This window comes from Comamonas avium, from assembly GCF_014836675.1.
GTDB classification, from domain to species: domain Bacteria; phylum Pseudomonadota; class Gammaproteobacteria; order Burkholderiales; family Burkholderiaceae_C; genus Comamonas; species Comamonas avium.
Window position 1 is genome coordinate 347,747 of sequence record NZ_JACSQK010000006.1, and the last position, 17,781, is coordinate 365,527.

Genomic DNA, 17,781 nt, shown 5'->3' on the forward strand with positions numbered 1-17,781 from the left:
TCGCCATGCAGATCGTTCAATCCATCGATGCCTTGCGCCAGACACTGGCAGGGCGTGGTCGCCCCGCCTTCGTGCCCACCATGGGCAACCTGCACGAAGGTCACTTGTCCCTTGTGCGCCATGCACGCGAGCACGGTGACATCACCGTGGCCAGCATTTTTGTCAATCGCCTGCAGTTTCTGCCGCACGAAGACTTTGACAGTTACCCGCGCACCTTTGAGGCCGATTGCGCCACATTGCAGGCGCAGGGCTGTGACGTGGTGTTTGCCCCCAAAGAGCAGGATTTGTACCCCCAGCCACAGACTTTCAAACTGCAGCCCAACCCAGCGCTGGCAGACATTCTGGAAGGGCACTTTCGCCCGGGCTTTTTCACCGGTGTATGCACGGTGGTGATGAAACTGTTTGCCTGTGTATTCGGTACTGCCGGGGGGGGCGTGGCCGTATTTGGCAAGAAGGACTACCAGCAGTTGCTGGTGATACGCCACATGGTGCAGCAGTTTGCGCTGCCCGTGCAGATCATTGGCGTGGATACCGAGCGCGCCGCAGACGGCCTGGCGCTGAGCTCGCGCAATGCCTATCTCAACGCCGAGCAGCGTGCGCAAGCGCTGGCCCTGCACAAGCAGCTGCAATGGCTGGCGCACCAGGTGCGCACAAGCGGGCAACCACTGGCGCAATCGGAGGCGCAGGCCATGCAGCGCCTGGCAGACTTGGGCTGGCAGCCCGACTACCTGACGGTACGCCAGCGTGGCAACCTGCTGCCACCCGCACAGGGGGACGCCAGCCAGACCCCCCTGGTAGCGCTGGGTGCTGCGAAGCTGGGAACAACCCGCCTGATCGACAACCTGGAGTTTTAAGCAGTCCACGCTGCGCCACAGGCGCAGCAAAGTGAAAAGGGCAGAGGAGATCGGTCTTACATGCGGGCTGGGCTGACATACGCAAGTCACATGCCGCTTCAAAATGGCAGTCCAGAAAGGATGTGCCATGCATTTTCGATCATCCTCGTGCCGTGTTGCAGCGTTCAGTTCGCCGGCACCTGTTTTGCCTGTGCCGCCCATGCCCAGGCAGCCACAGGACACAGACCCTTCACCAGAGGATTTGCCCCCGCCTGTGCCTGTCCAGGAACCGCCCAATGGCACGCCACCCATCGAGCTGCCGCCCAAGCCGGGCCCACAGCCGGCGGCTTAAGGCCCTGTGCATGCGTTGTGCTGCCCCGGTTGCCCAGCGACAGCAGGCAGTATTTTTAGGCTAAGGCTTTGCGCATGCGTGCGTTTTGCAGGGTGACACCATGCAAGACCTCAGACCTGCGCTCCAGCACGCTAAAACCGTGCAAAGCAAAAAATGGCTCTGCCGTCTTGCTGACGTTGGAAGTGAGCTCGGTCAACTTCAGAAACTCGGCTTCTTCATGAATCCGTGCCATCAGCTGTGTCCCAATCCCTTGGCGTGGGTAGTGGCCTGACACAAAGAAATGGTCGATATAGCCGCTGGCCTGTACATCGGCATAGCCCACGATCACACCGTTGAGCACGGCTACGAAGGGCTGAATTTTCTGAACCAGCTGGGCCCACATCTTCTGATCAACTTCAGGTGGAGCCCAGGCATTGACTTGCTCTTGCGTGTAGTTGCGGATGGCGACTTCATGGATCGCCGTGAAATAGACATGAAACAACGCGGCTTCATCACCCATCTTGAATCTGCGAATCTCCATGCCAGCCTCTTTCTGTACCACGCTAAACGGCAAGCGTGCCTGCCGCATTCATTCAGACAGCGATGCAACGTCTTTCAGAATGCGCAGCACGCAAAGGGGCACAGTTTAGCGTTGCGCGAGGCAAGACAAGGCCTGCATCCAGACGGCGCAGCCTGATGTGGCTTCTTATACGCCGTCTCCTGCATTGCCGGTGATGGGCAGCACGGTGCCGGTGATGTAGCTGGAGCAAACTGGCGACGCCAAAAACACATAGGCCGGAGAAATCTCTTCGGGCTGTGCGGGGCGGCCCATGTCCGTGTCTGCACCAAAGTTGGCGATATCGTCTTCGGTCTTGTCTGCAGGGTTCAGGGGCGTCCACACTGGGCCGGGTGCTACGGCGTTGACACGGATACCACGGCTGGCCAAGTTAGAGGCCAGTGACTTGGTAAAGGCGTGAATGGCGCCCTTGCTGGTGGCGTAGTCCAGCAAGTAGGTACTGCCGCGCAGGCCTGTGACCGAACCGGTGTTGATGATGCAGTCGCCGCGCTGCATATGCGCCACAGCGGCGCGAGCCATGTACACATAGCCGTAGATGTTGGTTTTGAAGGTCTCGTCAATGCGCGCATCGCACAGGTCTTGCAGGCTTTCTGCATGTTCCTGGAACGCGGCGTTATTGACGAGGATATTGAGCGCACCAAATTTCTTCACCACCTTGCGCACGGCTTGCTCGCAGTAGGAGCTGTCACGTACATCGCCTGCAATCGACATGCATTGCGCGCCCTCGGCCTTGACATGTTTGCAGGTGGTCTTGGCATCTTTATGCTCATTCAGATATGCAATTGCAACGTTGGCGCCCTCGCGCGCAAACAGTACGGCTACGGCGCGGCCAATGCCCGAGTCGCCCCCCGTGATCAGTGCCGTCATGCCCTGCAATTTGCCACTGCCATGGTAGTTGGGTGCTGCAAACTGTGGAGGGCATTCCATCAAATGCTCGTGCCCGGGTTTGTCCAGGCTTTGCGCGGGCATGGGATTGCTGGGCAGTGCATGGCCAGGGCCCGGTGCCGCTGCTTTGCGCGTTGTTTTTTTCTTGCTCGCTTGTGCGTCTAGGGCCTTCTGGGCTTTTTGCAAGCGCTTTTGTCGCTGGGCAGTTGTTTGCGCTTTGGCGGTGGCCATCTTCGTTGCCATGCTTTCTCCTTGGGCTAGCACTGGGGGGTGTTTTCAGTTTTGCCAAGGCACCTCGAACGATGTGGGGGCAAATCTAGATCGCGGCAGTAGGAGAGGGGCTGTTTCTGGGTTGGCACAAAGGCGCACCCAATGTGGTGGTGCTGCTGCCGATGCCTTGCTGTCAGCGTTTTCTTCTTCGATCAATACCCCCTGACCGCTGGCATCTCCTGTGCTGGTACAACATGGGCGGGTATGCATCGTTTTTATGGGGCGCTATGGCAGCGCATGTCCTCGCGTTACTGGCGGCGTTTACTGCCGCAGGAGCACTTTTTTGTCCGCACCATCTTTGGTGATGTGATGGGCGCCTGGCTGGCTGGGCATGTGCGCTTGGGTCAGCGCCGCTTAGGGGATACAAGGCGTGCGCTGTCGCTCAATGGTGGCTGGCTATCGTTTCCTGCCGCCATGTTTGAGGCAGGTGGCATGCGCCAGTCACTGCGCTTGAGCGACCCTGTGGTGGCAGGCATTGTTGCCCACGAACTCCTGCACGTCCTTCAGCGCAGGCAAAAGCAGCCTGTCACTCGCCAAGCATTGCTTTTGCAGTGTCAATGGCTGCTGCAAGGCCGTGATCCCTATAGCTACAGCAACTGCAGCAGTGCTGCTGGGCAATTAAGGCAGTTCTGGCGTGCCAGCGTTGAGCAGCAAGGGCAGATGTGGCAAGACTGCGTGCAGGCGCAAGTGGCGGGTCAGCCGCTTGCGTCACATGCTTTATTAGTTGTGGCAGTGCGTGCTGGCAGATTGCGCCAGCGGATGGGAAAGCGCTGAAATTTCTGATGTGCCTGTTTCTCTGCCATGCCATCGCACGACCGTCTGTCACCAAGGCGTATGCAGTGCTCATATTTAGATAGCTGATGCCATAAGGCGGGTAAGAGCACGAGGCAAAAAGATGATCTTTTGTAGCGCTTTTTGGTAATTGTTTGATTTGGTAGTTCCGCACAGCGAAACATTCTGACCGGGTCGCGCAAGTGACCGCCCGTGGGGTGCTTCCCGAATGTCAGACTCCGCCAGAGGCGATAGTTTCAAGGCATTCGCAACCTGAGATGGAACTGCTGTTATGCGCCCGCACTTTAATCATTGGCCACGCCGTGTTCCCCATGCATTGACCTTGCTGGATACGTCCCTGTGGGACAACCTGGCCACCAGTGCCCGACGTTATCCCGCTAAAGCAGCGCTGCAGTTTTTTGGCAGCTCGATCACCTATCGAGAACTGGCAGATGGTGCCGAGCGGCTGGCCGCACACCTGCATGCAGCAGGCGTGCGCAAGGGCGATCGTGTCATGTTGCTCATGCAAAACCTGCCGCAGCTGGTGATGGCGCACTTTGCCATCCTGCGTGCCAATGCTGTCGTGGTGCCTGTCAATCCGATGAATCTGGCGCAGGAGCTGGAGCACTACATCACCGATGGCAGCATCAAGCTGGCCTTCACCACCGCCGATCTGGCGGACGAGCTGGTCAAGGCCAGCAATGCCTTGCCCGCAGGCCAAGGCTTGCAGCAGATGGTGGTGACGCAGCTGGGTGAATACCTGCCGCCACAGGCGCAGCGCGAGCCGATTCCAGATGTCTGGCAGGCATGGCTGACGACAGAGCGTGCGGTGCCCGTGCTCAACGGCGGCGAGGTGGTGCTGTGGAAACAGGCCTTGGCGTGCTCTGCCCCGGCGCCTGCGCTGGAAGTCGGGCCGCAGGACATGAGTGTGCTGCCCTACACCAGCGGCACGACTGGCTTGCCCAAGGGCTGTGTGCACACGCATTCGAGCATCATGTTCAACACGGTGGCCTCTGCCGTATGGGGCAGTGGGTGCAGTGAGAACGTCACGCTGGCCGTCATCCCCATGTTCCACATCACAGGCATGGTGTCCATGATGCATTCGAGCATCTACGTAGGCGCCACCATGGTGCTGATGCCGCGCTGGGACCGTGAGCTGGCCGGGCGCCTGATCTCGCAATACAAGGTGACGAACTGGACCAACATTCCCACCATGGTGATTGACCTGTTTGCCAGCCCTAACTTCAAGCAGTTTGACCTGAGCAGCCTGACCTATATCGGCGGTGGCGGTGCGGCCATGCCGCAGGCGGTGGCTCAGCGATTGTTTGAAGAATACGGGCTGCGCTATCAGGAAGGCTACGGCCTGACCGAAACTGCGGCACCCTCGCACAACAACCCGCCAGAGAAGGCCAAGCAGCAGTGTCTGGGCGTCCCGTTCATTGGCACGGACAGCCGGGTGATCGATCCCGACACTCTGCAAGAGGTGCCTGTTGGTGAGCAGGGTGAAATCATGGTGTGCGGCCCCCAGGTGTTTTCAGGCTACTGGCGCAACGAAGCTGCCACCCGCGCTGCCTTTGTTCAGATCGATGGCAAGCGTTTTTTCCGCACCGGTGATCTGGGGCGCATGGATGAAGAGGGTTACTTCTTTATCACCGACCGCCTCAAGCGCATGATCAATGCCAGCGGTTTCAAGGTCTGGCCTGCCGAGGTGGAAGTGCTCATGTTCCGCCATCCGGCGATTCAGGAAGCCTGCGTGATCTCGGCCAAAGATGCTTACCGTGGCGAGACAGTCAAAGCGGTGGTGGTTCTGCGCCAGGATTACAAGGGCAAGGTATCAGAGGAAGACATTACCGCATGGTGCAGAGACAACATGGCCGCCTACAAAGTGCCGCGACTGGTCACTTTTGTAGATGCACTGCCCAAGAGCGGCAGCGGCAAGGTGATGTGGCGCCTGCTGCAAGAGGCCCAGACCGCGCCTGCATGAGACACAGCTTGAATGAACCGGCACCTGCATCAGGTGCCGGTATTTTTTGGGTAATGTGGCTAGCAGATTCAGTAATTTGAGGCTGAAAACCTGCGCGCAGTCACTGGCTGGGAGTAAGCTTGCATACCTTATGGCCCATGTGACTTTTCCTCCCCCATACCATTCTCCCAACCGCGTGACTGAGCAGCTGCGCGATCACGGTTATGTCGTGCTGCAGCCTGCAGATACCGCCGCCTGGCTGGAATGTGATCTGGCAGCCCTGCTGGCGCTGACCCCCGACTGGGAATCACTGCCGCCAGACGAATTCCTCAAGGATGGGGGGCGCTATCGCTTTCGCCGCCACGCCAGTTTTGAGGTGGTGGGTGACACGGTCACGCAAGTGGCGCACCGTGCGCACTGGCAGCCTGTCAAGTACAACGCCTTGCACGGTGGCATGGAGCGCTGGTTTGCACCCATGCATGCATCCACCACGCAACAAGCCGTGTGGACGCAGCTGGTTGCCCGGTTGGCGCATCTTTCGCAGCAACTGTGTGGCAAGGCGATGGACACCCCCTGTTTTGTTGAGGCGCACCAGTTTCGGATTGATACTGCCGATGGCATTGGCCGCCCCACGCCCGAAGGCGCGCACCGCGATGGTGTGGACTTGGTGGCTGTGTTTTTGGTAGGGCGACGTGGCGTCAAAGGCGGGGAGACCCGCGTGTTTGAGGCCCAGGGCCCCAGCGGCCTGCGCTTTACCCTGACTGAGCCTTGGTCACTGATGCTGCTCGATGACGCGCGCATGATTCATGAGTCCACGCCCATCCAGCCGCTGGGAGATGCCGAGCACGGTGCGCGTGATACTTTGGTCATTACTTGCCGTGGCCAAGGATTTCAGGGAGATGAAGGCAAGAAATCTGGCTGATTTGACACGTGTCAAGGTGGGCGGTGTACTACGGGTGCAGACTGCATCTGTAGGCTGGTTCAAAGCCAGCCGCTGTTTTACATAAAGAGGAGTTATTCATGTTCAAGCACATTCTGGTTCCTGTCGATGGTTCGGAAACCTCGTTGAAAGCTGTCTCCAGGGCCGCAGAGCTGGCCAAGGCTTTTGGCAGCGAAGTTACTGCGGTCTATGTGCTCGACCCCTATCCTTTTACGGGCGTTGGCGCTGATTTTGCCTACGGTCAGGCCCAGTACCTGAGCGCAGCAACTGCAGAAGCCAACAAGGCACTGGAAGATGTAAACAAGGCCATGGCCGATACCGGCGTGGCCGTCAAGACACTGGTGGGCGAAGGCCACGCCGTACACGAAGGCATTGCCCGCGTGAGCGAAAACGTGGGTGCTGACCTGATCGTGATGGGCTCGCACGGCCGCCGTGGTCTGGAAAAGCTGGTGCTGGGCAGCGTGGCACAGCGCGTGCTGCAGACCACCCGCATCCCCGTGCTGGTAGTGCGCGACTAAGTCATTCGCGCCGTCCCTGTCAAAAACGCTGCCACTGGCAGCGTTTTTTTATGCACGAAAGCCGTCAAGTGCTTGCACGCTCAAAGCGGTGAATGCCACCCGCAGCATCGCTGATGCGCGGGCAAGATCAGCCGTGAACCCCGGCCATAAAGCAGCAGGCAGTACAGATGTACAAAGATGCACGACAACTACAGACAGCGGTGTTTCAGCGGTGGTGCTGGCGGCGCTTACTGCCCCAGGCGGGCAAACAAGGCATCGCCCACACGCTTGGCCGTCTGCAGCATCTGGATGCTCAGTGGTGCCAGCAGCCGAAAGCCGCCGGCTTTGCCCGTGCGCAGGCGGTAGGCATCGTCCAGACGCTTCCACTGCACAAAGAAGTGTTCAATGAAACGCAGCATCAAAGCCAGCTGCAGTGCAAAACGCTGTGATGGAAAGCCCAGCCTGGACAGCGGCTCCAGCAGCGTTTCCAGCAACTGCAAAATCTGGCTAGGGTGTGTCGTGACTGTCAGTGCCACCCCCAGCGTAGAGGCGCAGGCCAGACGCAGTGAACTGATGGCTGCCAGCTCGTAATTGCCCATGAATGCGTGGAAAACGGCAATCAGCAAAGCTGCAATCAGCACCGAGACAATCAGCCGGCGTGCCACACGTGTGGCTGGGCCCAGACTGAGCCACAGCAGCAGGCATGCCAGGGCGCAGACCCCCATGATGGTGGGCGACTGCAAAAGAAACAGCAGCGTGCCCAGCACCGCCATCAGCGCCAGCTTGAGCGCCGGGCTGACGCGGTGCAGCCACGTGATGTGTTCGCTGTAAAGACTGCCCATGGCTTAGCTGTCCATGGCTGCAACGCGTGCGCGCACGCTGGCTTCGTAGGCGGCGCAGACGGTGCTGCCTGCGCCGTCTGCCAGTACTCGGCCTTGCTCCAGCCAGATCACGCGCGAAAAGTTGCGCACATGCTCCAGCAAATGGGTGGAGACAATGACCTGCTGCGCAGTCTGTGCAATGTCCCGCGCCAGGCGGGCCTGACCGGGAAGATCAAGGCTGGCAAAAGGCTCGTCCAGCAGCAGGCTGCGCGGGCCCGCCAGCAGCAGCGCCAGCCAGCACACATGCTGGCGCTGGCCCTGGCTGAGGCTGGTGACAGCCCGGTCAGCCCAGTCCTGCAAGCCTCGGTTTTGCAGAAATTGCAGCGCCTGCGCCTTGGCTTCTTTCTTTTTCAGCCCTTGGGGCTGCAGCCCCAGTGCCAGCTCCTCCACCACGGTGGGGAAGATGATCTGGTCGTCGGGGTTTTGAAACATCATGCCCACCCAGCGTGCACGCTGGGCGCCTGCGGCGTGCAAATCTTGACCCTGGCTCAGTACCTGCCCGCTGTCGGGCACTTCCAGACCGCACAGCAAGCGCAGCAAGCTGGTTTTGCCTGCGCCGTTATCGCCAATCAGGCCAATGCGCGGCTCGTGCAGTTGCAGGCTCAGCCCATCAAAAACCTGCGTGCGCCCGCGCTGCAGGCGCACTTGCTGCAGCGCCAAAGCGGCTGCGGTGGAGGAATCAGTGACGACAGTGTGGGAATTCATTCAAGGGTTCAACGGCGCAAAACAGGCCGCATTGTGCCTGATGGAGGGTGCACGGCCTGTGCGTGTAGGTGGGTGCCCACGCTGAAGATCGGGGTCAGGTTCCATAATCACTGGCATCCCTAACCATGGAGTGATTGTTATGAGCCAATACCAAGTTGCCATCATTGTGGGCAGTCTGCGCAAAGCGTCCTTCAACCGCCAGCTGGCACAGGCGATTGCCAAGATGGCACCTGCAGGCTGGACGTTCACCAGCGTGGATATCAGCCAGCTGCCGCTGTACAACCAGGATGCCGATGGTCAGGAGGTGGCGGTGGTCAAGCAGTTTCGCGATGCCGTGCGCAGTGTTGATGCCGTGCTGTTCGTGACGCCCGAGTACAACCGCTCCATTCCGGGGGTACTCAAAAATGCGGTGGACCAGGGCTCACGCCCTTATGGCCAGAGTGTGTGGGATGGCAAGCCTGCGGCGGTGATTGGCATGTCGGTCGGGGCGATTGGTACGGCTTTGGCGCAGCAGCATCTGCGCAACATACTGGCTTATCTGAATATGCCCACTCTGGGTCAGCCTGAAATGTTCCTGCAGGCCAAAGACGGCTTTTTCAACGCCGACGGCAGCATTGGCGAAAACAGCAATGCCTACGTACAAAATTTTGTAGACCAGTTTGCATCCTGGGTGCTGCAACACAAGAAATAATCCAAGGATTATTAAAAACAAGAGCTGCTAACGCTTATTAGTGCTAGGTTTCAGATATAAATGATGCTGAAACCTTTAGCTGGTAAGCGTTAGCAGCTCTTTTATTTGATTGCTTTACTTAAAGCCCCTTGGCTTGATCGATGGCTTTCACAATGGTTTTGCCGGTAGCCTGTACGCCGGGCTTGTCAAAACCCGAGCCTGGGGTCACAGCAGGGTGGCCCAGCAGGTACTTGCGGGTTTCCTGCGCTTCGCTGACTGCAGGCGGTTTTTCGGCAGCTCGGGCGGCGGCATTGCTGCGGGTGTATTGCTGGTAAGCGTCATACACATCAGCTTGCTGGCTCAGTGCTGACTGGTCAATGCGCTGCTGCTGCATCCAGTAGCCACCCACAATCAGCACGCCAACCAGTACCACCACCGTGCCAGCCAGCCAGGAAACGAGTGTGGAGTCGTTATTTTTTTGAACGGGGAGTGGTTTGCGTACAGCCATGCATCTCTTTCGTATCAACCTGCTAATGCAACAATTGTAGAGGTCAAGACACAATGTGTAACGGTTTGCCGCAGTAGCAGACAGGGGCTTGATCAGGGTGAATACGCAGCCTTCGTTTTTGGGTATGTGAGTACAAACCCTTATATGCACCGAATGGCGCTTCTTGCCTGTTTAAGTGCCTGTTTTAATTCGTCTTTATGGACGCTGCTGGCTGGGTATTGCCCGATATGGGTGAGGACCAAAGTTTTTACAATCGTTGCTAGATTCACAAATCTAGAGCTTTGCCGTTGCGGGCCACCTGCATGCACGAGCCAAAGCCTTTCTATTTTTAGACAACGAGGGACATTCCATGGTCATGATTCGCCGTACTTTTATCGCCGCGTGCACCACGGCTGCTGTGGCTATGGCTGCGGGCAGCGCGGTTGCTGCCCCCAAAGAAGTCAAGCTGGGCTATGCGCTGGCGATCAACTCGCACTACGGCGCTGCAGCCAAGGCATGGTCTGAATCGGTTGAAAAGGGCACCAACGGTGCGTTTGCCGTCAAGCAGTTTCCTTCCAGCGCCCTGGGCGGTGAGCGTGAGCTGATCGAAGGTCTGCAACTGGGTACGGTAGAAGCGGCCATCGTCTCTACCGGCGCGCTGAGCAACTTTGTAGGCGATGTGGGCATCGTCGATATTCCGTTCCTGTTCCGTGACACGGCCCATGCGCGTGCGGTGCTGGATGGCAAGTTCGGTCAGGACCTGCTGGGCAAATTCAAGCAGCGCGGTCTGGTTGCACTGGCCTGGGGCGAGCAAGGCTTTCGCCACCTGACCAACAACAAGGTAGCCGTCAAGAGCGTGGCCGACCTCAAGGGCCTGAAGATTCGCGTGACCGAGAACCCCGTGCACATCACGGCTTTTCGCACGCTGGGTGCATCGCCCACCCCCATGTCATGGCCTGAAGTGATCAGCGCCTTGCAGCAAGGCACGATCGACGGTCAGGAAAACCCCATTTCCGTGCTCACTTCCTCCAAGCTGTGGGAAGTACAAAAGCACCTGACCTTGACTGCCCACGTGTACGCACCTGTGGTGCTGATCGTGTCGCCCACTTTCTGGGGCGGCCTCAATGACGCTCAAAAGGCAGCCTTTACCGAAGGCGCCAAGGCGGGTGCAGTAGCCTCGCGCGCCTTTGTCGATGATGTGGAAACCAAGGGCGTGGCCTTGGCCAAGAGCCACGGCATGCAAGTGGTCGAGAAAGTTGACGCTGCAGCCTTTCGCACGGCCTTGGAGCCTGCTTACAAGCAGTACGCCAAGAAGTTCGGTCAACCCGCACTGGACGCTATTGCCAACGTGAAGTAAGGAAGCGCGGCTTCCGTTGTACCGCTCTGTGTGGTGCAAAGCCTGCGTGCGCTGTAGATAGCCCGCAGGCTTTTGCCGTTTGGAGCGCATGATTGTCCGCCGCGCATCGCAAGCCTGTGCATGGAGCTTTTTCCGTGTGCAGGAAGGGATCGACTTTTTAAAGAAAGCGTTGTGCAGTGCATGCCATTGAATGCATGCGGGCTGTACACCGACGACCTATGCTCGACTGCATTGAACGGTGGCTGGTAGCCATCAACCGCTGGATATTGATTGTGTTGCTGCTGGCCATGGCCTGCATCATTTTCTCGAACGTGGTGCTGCGCTACACCACGGGTGACTCCATCTTCTGGGCTGAAGAGGTCTCGCGGCACATGATGATCTGGGTGACCTTTCTGGGCGCGGGTCTGGTCCTGCGCACCGGTGGGCACGTCGCTATCGACAACTTGCACACCGCGGTAGGCACCAGGGCAGCACGTATGTTGCGGGGCTTGGTGGCGGTGGGTATTGCGCTGTTTTGCGTGTTCATGGCGGTGGCCTCTAGCGACTATGTCTGGCGCACGCGTTTTCAGACAACGGCGGCCACGGACATTCCTATTTCCTTCATCTATGCCGCCATGCCTGTGGGCTTTGTGCTGGTGCTGGTGCATTTGGCCTTTATTGCACGCCGTTATGTGATGCAGGGCCAGTACGTTGCTGAAGAAGAGATGGACGGCGATGCCGCCTCATCGATCTAGGCCATGTTTGTGATTGTTGAGGACTGAAATCCCATGGCTGTGACTTTGTTTGTATCTATCCTGGTGTTGATGACACTGGGATTTCCCGTGGCCTTTGCGCTGGCCATCTCGGCGGCACTGGCCGTGTTTGTTGGTGGCCGCTACCCGCAGCTGGTGGTGTTCAAGGAGATGTTCACTGGCATTGACAGCTTTCCGCTGATGGCTGTGCCGTTTTTCATCTTTGCTGCCGAGCTGATGTCCGGGGGCGCACTCACCAAGGTGCTGCTGCGCTTTGCGGCGCAGTTCGTGGGCCACCTGCGCGGTGGTCTGGGTTATGCCAACGTGCTGTCTTCGGTGCTGTTTGCTGGCGTGTCAGGCTCTGCACTGGCAGATGCGGCAGGCCCCGGTGCCATGATGACCAAGATGATGGAAAAGGCCGGCTACGACCGCCCCTATGCAGCCGCCTTGACGGCCAATAGCGCCATCATCGGCCCCATCATTCCGCCTTCTATCAGCATGATCATCTACACCCTGCAAGATGAAAGTGTCTCGGTGGGTGGCCTGTTCATGGCGGGTGTCATTCCCGGTGTGGTCATCGCTGTGGCCATGGCTGCTGTGAACTGGTGGGTGTGCAAAAAACGCAATTACCGCTCGACAGAGGCGCGCCCCAGTACGCGCGAAATCATCATCAACAGCCTCAAAGCCATTCCCGCCTTGATGCTGGTGGTGCTGATCATTGTCGGTATCCGCTTTGGCATCTTTACGCCCACTGAAGCATCGGTGGTGGCTGTGTTCTATGCCTTTGCCTGCGGCAAGTGGGTATATCGCACGCTGCACTGGAGCGCAGTGCCTGCTATTGCAGCGCGCTCTGCGCTGCTGACCGCTTCAGTGTTGTTTGTGATGGCTGCCTCTGCAGCCTTTGCCTGGGTGCTGACGGTGGAGGGCATTCCGCAATATCTGTCTGAGCTGATCATCAGCTGGCATTTGACGCCCGTAATGTTCCTGCTGGCCGTCAATATTTTGCTGCTGGCCTTCGGCATTTTCATGGAGCCCTTGCCGGGGATCATGATCCTGGTCCCCATCTTGGCACCTATCTCTGCGGCGCTGGGGATCGATCCGCTGCACTTTGCCATGATCGTGATTGTGAATCTGACCATGGGTATGGTGACGCCGCCTGTGGGGGGCCTGCTCTTCGTCACGGCTGTGGCTACGCGCACGCCCATCGCTGCACTCACGCGCGAGCTGCCCATCTTCATCGTGGCGCAGCTGATCGTGCTGGCGATTCTGACTTTTGTGCCAACCTTGTCGACGGCCTTGCCGCACGCCTTGGGTTTTTAGGCAGTGAGTCGACCCGCAAAAGAGCCCCAGCAGGGGCTCTTTTTTTGTTCAACTTCAGCGTGAGTAACGAGGGCTCTGCCGTGGCGTGATCGTATGCTTAGCTGCTGCGATGTATCACTGGCTCCCACTGGCTGTCACCGGCTATCTCCGGCAGCAGGCCAGCACCATGGACCCGCACCGCCCATTCAAGCCGTGTGTTTGGGCAAGAGGGCAACGCTCTGAGCGTTCTGGCGCCAAGTCAATGACCTGTAATTGGCTGCAGCCATAGTGGGGCAGCTTGCTGCATTGTTTTCTTCTTCTGGCTGCCATGGGTGGCATGGATACGGTGCAGGTCAGGGCAGCCTTGCCTCAAAAATCGATTTGCGCAACAACCGTGCATAAATACGAAAAATACCTGAAAGCAGTGATGGTGCCCCCATCCTCGGGTGTGTAGCATCTGTTTGCGTTTATTCCGTTTTAGGTACATATGCCGTCAATGAAGAACGGCCTTGCTTTGCTTTTGTGGCAATAGTGCAAGCAAGACATGGGACGGCGGCAGTTTGAGGGGTTAGTCAGTCATCCGTCATCAGATGAACTAATTTGGAGCTTTCGATAATGACAAAAGAGTATTTTGACGCGCCGCTTTTCATCAAAGAGGGAGCCGTAAACGATGTCAATCTTGTGGAGACACCGTTTTTCTACAACAACAATGGGTGCCCAACCTATGTGAAGGCGCTGCCCCCGTATGTTGAACCCCTGGAGCCAGCAAGCAGCGACCCCTACATTCCCATCGGCAGGGAGTACGAGGTCATTGATGCGAAGACGGAGACACCAGATCCAGAGCACGGAGAGCAAACCAAGCTGACGCTGGTTGCCAACGAGGTGGTGTACGAACCCATGTGGGTTACCAGCAGCGTAGCTGCTGCATTCGGTATCACGCTGGTGCAAAAAGGGCAGGGCATTCGCGTCAGCAGCCCAGAGGACAAGCTCAAGCAAATTGACTATGAGTACGGCATGTTTGCAGGCCACAGGTCTCCCTATCAGGGCACGGGATACCGCTTGCTGGGCATGGTCTGTACCGATCTGGAGCACCACGATTTCCCCCATGTATTCGCTTCGATCGACCCGGAACTGCCGCTGGTAATTTCGGTAGCACGCTATTGGCCCAGGTTCAAGAAAATCTTTCTGGCAGACCTGTGGGTGCCATCTGGCAGTGCCCTTTACATTCCCCCCCGATCCAGGGCCAAGGGACAAGAGTTCGTACACTTGCACGGCAACCGCAATTCTGCGCTTGCCTGCTGGCGGGGCATTGAGCGCTCCAGCATCCAGACGCAAACCTTGCTTCAGGTAGATGGTGGTTATTTCCATTGGTTCTGGAATGAACTGCCTACGATCCATCCTCTCTTGAAGTAACCACAACGAAACATGCTCGATACGCTTACGCGCTTGCGCACACTTGAACCAAATACAGACAACGGCCTGTACCAGACGTTGCTGGAGTCAACGCTGGCGATTCCATTTCGGATTGACTGGGCAAGCAAAAAATACACCTACGTCGGGCCGCAGATCGAACCCTTGCTGGGGTGGAGTCCGGAGAGCTGGCAGACGGTGGACGACTGGGTAGCGCGTATTCATCCCGATGACCGCGAGCGCACAGTCACGCGCTGTGTGGAGCTGTCCATCGCCGGCGTTGACCATGAGGCTGAGTACCGGGCGCTGACCAGTGACAACAGCTTCATCTGGGTCAGAGAAGTGGTCCACGTTTTGAGCGATGAGCATGGCCAGACCTCGGCCCTGATCGGTTTCACTTTTGACATCAGCAAGCAAAAGAAGAGCGAGCAGATGCTGGAGGCGCAAAAGCTCTCCAACGTGCGCCTGCAAGAGCGCCTGAACCTGACCCACGATCTGCATGACGGCCTGGGTGGCGCGCTGGTACACATGATTGCCTTGGTAGAGCAGGGCAATGAGGTGCTTGCTAAACCCCAGGTGCTGTCCATGCTCAAGCTCATTCGCAATGACCTGCGGCTGACCATTGACACCAATACGTCGACACAGGTTCGTGTTCCCGAGTCGCTTCAAGATTGGGTGGCACCATTGCGCCACCGGTTCAATAACCTGTTCGATGTGCTGGGCATCACCTGCCACTGGCAATTTGCACAGAACTGGCGCACCCCCCCTAACGCCTACCAGTATCTGGCCATGTCGCGCCTGATCGAAGAGGCACTCACCAACGTCATCAAGCACAGCAAGGCGCGCCAGGTGCGCCTGTGCCTCGTACAGCCCGAGCCGGATGCACTGGTCCTTGAGATTGAAGATGACGGCATTGGCTTCGATGTGCCCGCAGTCAAAGCCTCGGGCCTGGGCATTGGCATGCATTCCATGGCCGTGCGCATCGCCCGTGTGGGTGGTGTGCTGAACATCGACTCTCGGCCCGGCTGCACGTTGCTGACAGTGCGGCTGGCGCTGAGCCAGCCCAGCTAGGCAGCCGCTCAAGCGGATGCCGCTCGGCGGGCATCAGGCTGAAAGTCAAAGACCGCTGGGAGCACGTCTGCTCAAACAAGCCAACCGAACGCATTAGCTGCTTGCAGGACCGCGCCAGGCATCCATGCTGGCGTGGTCGATATGGTGCTGTCGCTCTTTTTAGCCGGCGGGGCGAGCACCATCCACGGCAGGGCTGACTTTGGGCTTGCGCTGCTTTGGTGCGGACTTCTGACGCTTGCACGGGTTACCCCTGCCATTGGGGTGCTGCTGGCAGGGCGGTCGGTCTGGGCCGTGGCAATGGCAATGGCAATGGCAATGGCAATGGGCATTCGATGCCTGTTTCTCAGAGAATTTTCCATTCAACGCCATGGCGTGACAGCGCTGTTTGAAGGCCAGAATCGGCACCGTACAATTGCGCTTCGATGCGCACTTACCTGTTTGCTCTTTTGCTGCTCTTATGCTTGCCACTGCAGTGGCCGGGCGCAATTGCGGCAGCCACTGCAACAGCTGTACCGTGCTTGCTTGAGCATTGCCAGTCCCAGCCATTCAGTCTTTCACTCCCCGGTGAGCCAGCCATCTCTGCCGGACAGCACACTGATGAGATCCATGCGCAGCACCACACGCACTGTGTCAGCTGCCACAGCGGTGCGCTGGCATTGCTGAGCACCATCTACTTTTGCGCAGACACCCCCAGCACCTCCATACAGACTGCGCTGCACGCATGGGTGCAAGCGCTGCTGGTCAGCCGGCCTGAACGGCCACAGTGGAGCACCCTGGCCTGACCAGGGTTCAGCCTGCCATCCGGCGCGCTAACGTCGGCTGTTAGCACTGATCCCTGTGAATCGCCCCAGCTTTTGCAGCTGGAGGATTTTCATGTTCCAGGGATACGCTCATGTTTTCTTTACTCCGGCAGGTGCTTGCCTGCCGCGCATTGCCTGTGCTCGGCGCACTCATGCAAGCCCTGATGCTGTCGCTCTCAACCACTGAACATGGGGGGCGCCAATGAACCGCCACTGGACACTGTTGATGCTTGCATGGCTGCTGGCCACTGTGGCAACTTTGGGGGCCATGTTCTTAGGCGAAGTCATGGGAATGACGCCTTGCGTGCTGTGCTGGTACCAGCGCATCTTCATGTTTCCCATCGCCATCGTGCTGGGCATTGCCGCCTATCTCAATGACCGACAAGGTGCGATTTATGCCCTCTGGCTTGCTCTGGGCGGGCTGTGCCTTGCCGCGTATCACACGCTGCTGGTGGCGGGCTGGATACCCAGAACATGGACACCTTGCGGCAGCGGCGTTTCATGTGCCAATCAGCGGCTCGATCTGTTTAACGGCGCAGTTCAGATCCCCTGGCTTTCGCTTGCCGCATTCACCGTACTTGTACTTCTTCTCTTTACTTATCTAAGAAAGACCGCCCGATGAACCGCAGAAAATTCGCTGTATCCCTGCTTGCACTGCTCATTCTTGCCTTGTTTGGTCTGGGCATCTGGTCGTACCAGCAAAGCGTAAAGAAAGCGCAGACACAAGCTGCTGAGCAGCAAGCCGACCGCCTGGTACGTCCGCATGCTCCAGCGTTTGGTCCTGCATCAGCGCCAGTGACCATCGTTGAGTTCTTTGACCCTGCCTGCGAAACTTGCCGCGCCTTCTACCCCATCGTCAAAGACATTCTCCGGCAGTACCCGCAAGAAGTGCGTCTGGTCATTCGTTACGCGCCTTTTCACGCTGGCTCCGATCAGGTGATTCAGATGCTTGAAACGGCCAGGCTTCAAGATAAATACCAGCCAGTGCTGGAAGCCTTGCTGGCCAGCCAGCCGCAGTGGGCCGACCACGGTCAGCCCCGCATTGATCTGGCCGAGCAACAAGCACAGCGTGCGGGCTTGAATATTGAGAAAGCCAAACTGGACGCGCAGCGCGCTGACGTGCAGGCGGTGCTCAAGCTCGATGTTGAAGACCTCGTGGCACTCCAAATCACCAAAACGCCCAGCTTTTTTGTCAATGGCCGGGCTCTGCCAAGTTTTGGTGAAGCCCAGTTGCGGGATCTGGTGGCCGACGCGGTCGCACAAGCAAGAGCGATGCCGGGGAAGTGATTTGAGGCCACACGGC

At 58.2% G+C, this 17,781-nt stretch carries 19 protein-coding genes; 14 read left to right on the plus strand and 5 right to left on the minus strand.

Going from position 1 to position 17,781, the window contains the following annotated elements; all coding sequences use genetic code 11:
* Nucleotides 1-5 precede the first annotated feature (5 nt).
* On the plus strand, nt 6-854 hold the full coding sequence (gene panC / locus H9646_RS14075) for a pantoate--beta-alanine ligase (RefSeq protein ID WP_191723992.1): 849 nt from the start codon (nt 6-8) through the stop codon (nt 852-854).
* Nucleotides 855-1,240: 386 nt separating this feature from the next.
* Here panC and H9646_RS14080 read toward each other — a convergent pair whose 3' ends face one another.
* Together H9646_RS14080 and H9646_RS14085 are read right to left on the minus strand one after the other, a co-directional pair.
* On the minus strand, nt 1,241-1,705 hold the full coding sequence (locus H9646_RS14080; protein ID WP_191723993.1) for a GNAT family N-acetyltransferase: 465 nt from the start codon (nt 1,703-1,705) through the stop codon (nt 1,241-1,243).
* Between the two features lie 165 nt (nt 1,706-1,870).
* Nucleotides 1,871-2,869, minus strand: coding sequence for an SDR family oxidoreductase (locus H9646_RS14085; RefSeq protein WP_225214203.1), 999 nt, complete (start codon nt 2,867-2,869; stop codon nt 1,871-1,873).
* A gap of 231 nt (nt 2,870-3,100) precedes the next feature.
* Between H9646_RS14085 and H9646_RS14090 the strand changes: the two genes are divergently transcribed.
* From H9646_RS14090 to H9646_RS14105, 4 genes are all read left to right on the plus strand, one after another.
* Nucleotides 3,101-3,670 (plus strand): hypothetical protein, encoded by a 570-nt coding sequence (locus tag H9646_RS14090; protein ID WP_225214204.1) that lies wholly within the window; start codon nt 3,101-3,103, stop codon nt 3,668-3,670.
* A 289-nt stretch (nt 3,671-3,959) separates the two neighbouring features.
* Nucleotides 3,960-5,651 carry a long-chain fatty acid--CoA ligase gene (locus tag H9646_RS14095; protein ID WP_191723994.1) on the plus strand — a complete coding sequence of 564 codons (1,692 nt, stop codon included), beginning with the start codon at nt 3,960-3,962 and terminating at the stop codon, nt 5,649-5,651.
* Between the two features lie 130 nt (nt 5,652-5,781).
* Nucleotides 5,782-6,552, plus strand: a complete 771-nt coding sequence (locus tag H9646_RS14100) for a 2OG-Fe dioxygenase family protein (RefSeq protein ID WP_191723995.1) — start codon at nt 5,782-5,784, stop codon at nt 6,550-6,552.
* Between the two features lie 98 nt (nt 6,553-6,650).
* Complete coding sequence (locus tag H9646_RS14105; protein ID WP_191723996.1) at nt 6,651-7,088, plus strand: universal stress protein; 438 nt, start codon at nt 6,651-6,653, stop codon at nt 7,086-7,088.
* Nucleotides 7,089-7,315: 227 nt separating this feature from the next.
* Here H9646_RS14105 and H9646_RS14110 read toward each other — a convergent pair whose 3' ends face one another.
* Both H9646_RS14110 and H9646_RS14115 read right to left on the minus strand, forming a co-directional pair.
* Nucleotides 7,316-7,909 (minus strand): energy-coupling factor transporter transmembrane component T family protein, encoded by a 594-nt coding sequence (locus H9646_RS14110; protein WP_191723997.1) that lies wholly within the window; start codon nt 7,907-7,909, stop codon nt 7,316-7,318.
* 3 nt (nt 7,910-7,912) lie between these two features.
* Complete coding sequence (locus tag H9646_RS14115) at nt 7,913-8,653, minus strand: energy-coupling factor ABC transporter ATP-binding protein (RefSeq protein WP_191723998.1); 741 nt, start codon at nt 8,651-8,653, stop codon at nt 7,913-7,915.
* A 139-nt stretch (nt 8,654-8,792) separates the two neighbouring features.
* On the opposite strand from H9646_RS14115, the gene H9646_RS14120 reads away from it, so the two are divergent.
* Nucleotides 8,793-9,344 (plus strand): NADPH-dependent FMN reductase, encoded by a 552-nt coding sequence (locus H9646_RS14120; protein ID WP_191723999.1) that lies wholly within the window; start codon nt 8,793-8,795, stop codon nt 9,342-9,344.
* Nucleotides 9,345-9,462: 118 nt separating this feature from the next.
* Here H9646_RS14120 and H9646_RS14125 read toward each other — a convergent pair whose 3' ends face one another.
* On the minus strand, nt 9,463-9,831 hold the full coding sequence (locus tag H9646_RS14125) for a hypothetical protein (RefSeq protein WP_191724000.1): 369 nt from the start codon (nt 9,829-9,831) through the stop codon (nt 9,463-9,465).
* Nucleotides 9,832-10,180: 349 nt separating this feature from the next.
* Between H9646_RS14125 and H9646_RS14130 the strand changes: the two genes are divergently transcribed.
* The 8 genes from H9646_RS14130 (at nt 10,181) to H9646_RS14165 (ending at nt 17,765) form a co-directional block, all read left to right on the plus strand.
* Entirely contained in the window at nt 10,181-11,167 is a 987-nt protein-coding gene (locus H9646_RS14130) for a TRAP transporter substrate-binding protein (RefSeq protein WP_191724001.1), read from the plus strand.
* A 218-nt stretch (nt 11,168-11,385) separates the two neighbouring features.
* Nucleotides 11,386-11,901, plus strand: coding sequence for a TRAP transporter small permease (locus tag H9646_RS14135; RefSeq protein ID WP_191724002.1), 516 nt, complete (start codon nt 11,386-11,388; stop codon nt 11,899-11,901).
* A 33-nt stretch (nt 11,902-11,934) separates the two neighbouring features.
* Entirely contained in the window at nt 11,935-13,218 is a 1,284-nt protein-coding gene (locus H9646_RS14140; RefSeq protein ID WP_191724003.1) for a TRAP transporter large permease, read from the plus strand.
* 594 nt (nt 13,219-13,812) lie between these two features.
* The gene (locus H9646_RS14145; protein WP_191724004.1) at nt 13,813-14,610 is read left to right on the plus strand and encodes a hypothetical protein; all 798 of its coding nucleotides are present in this window, start codon (nt 13,813-13,815) and stop codon (nt 14,608-14,610) included.
* 12 nt (nt 14,611-14,622) lie between these two features.
* Entirely contained in the window at nt 14,623-15,678 is a 1,056-nt protein-coding gene (locus tag H9646_RS14150; RefSeq protein ID WP_191724005.1) for a sensor histidine kinase, read from the plus strand.
* Nucleotides 15,679-16,196: 518 nt separating this feature from the next.
* Nucleotides 16,197-16,460, plus strand: a complete 264-nt coding sequence (locus H9646_RS14155) for a hypothetical protein (RefSeq protein WP_191724006.1) — start codon at nt 16,197-16,199, stop codon at nt 16,458-16,460.
* 220 nt (nt 16,461-16,680) lie between these two features.
* Nucleotides 16,681-17,100, plus strand: a complete 420-nt coding sequence (locus tag H9646_RS14160) for a disulfide bond formation protein B (protein WP_225214205.1) — start codon at nt 16,681-16,683, stop codon at nt 17,098-17,100.
* Nucleotides 17,097-17,765, plus strand: coding sequence for a DsbA family protein (locus tag H9646_RS14165; protein ID WP_191724007.1), 669 nt, complete (start codon nt 17,097-17,099; stop codon nt 17,763-17,765). Before H9646_RS14160 ends, H9646_RS14165 begins: the two co-directional genes overlap by 4 nt.
* The last annotated feature ends 16 nt before the right edge of the window (nt 17,766-17,781 follow it).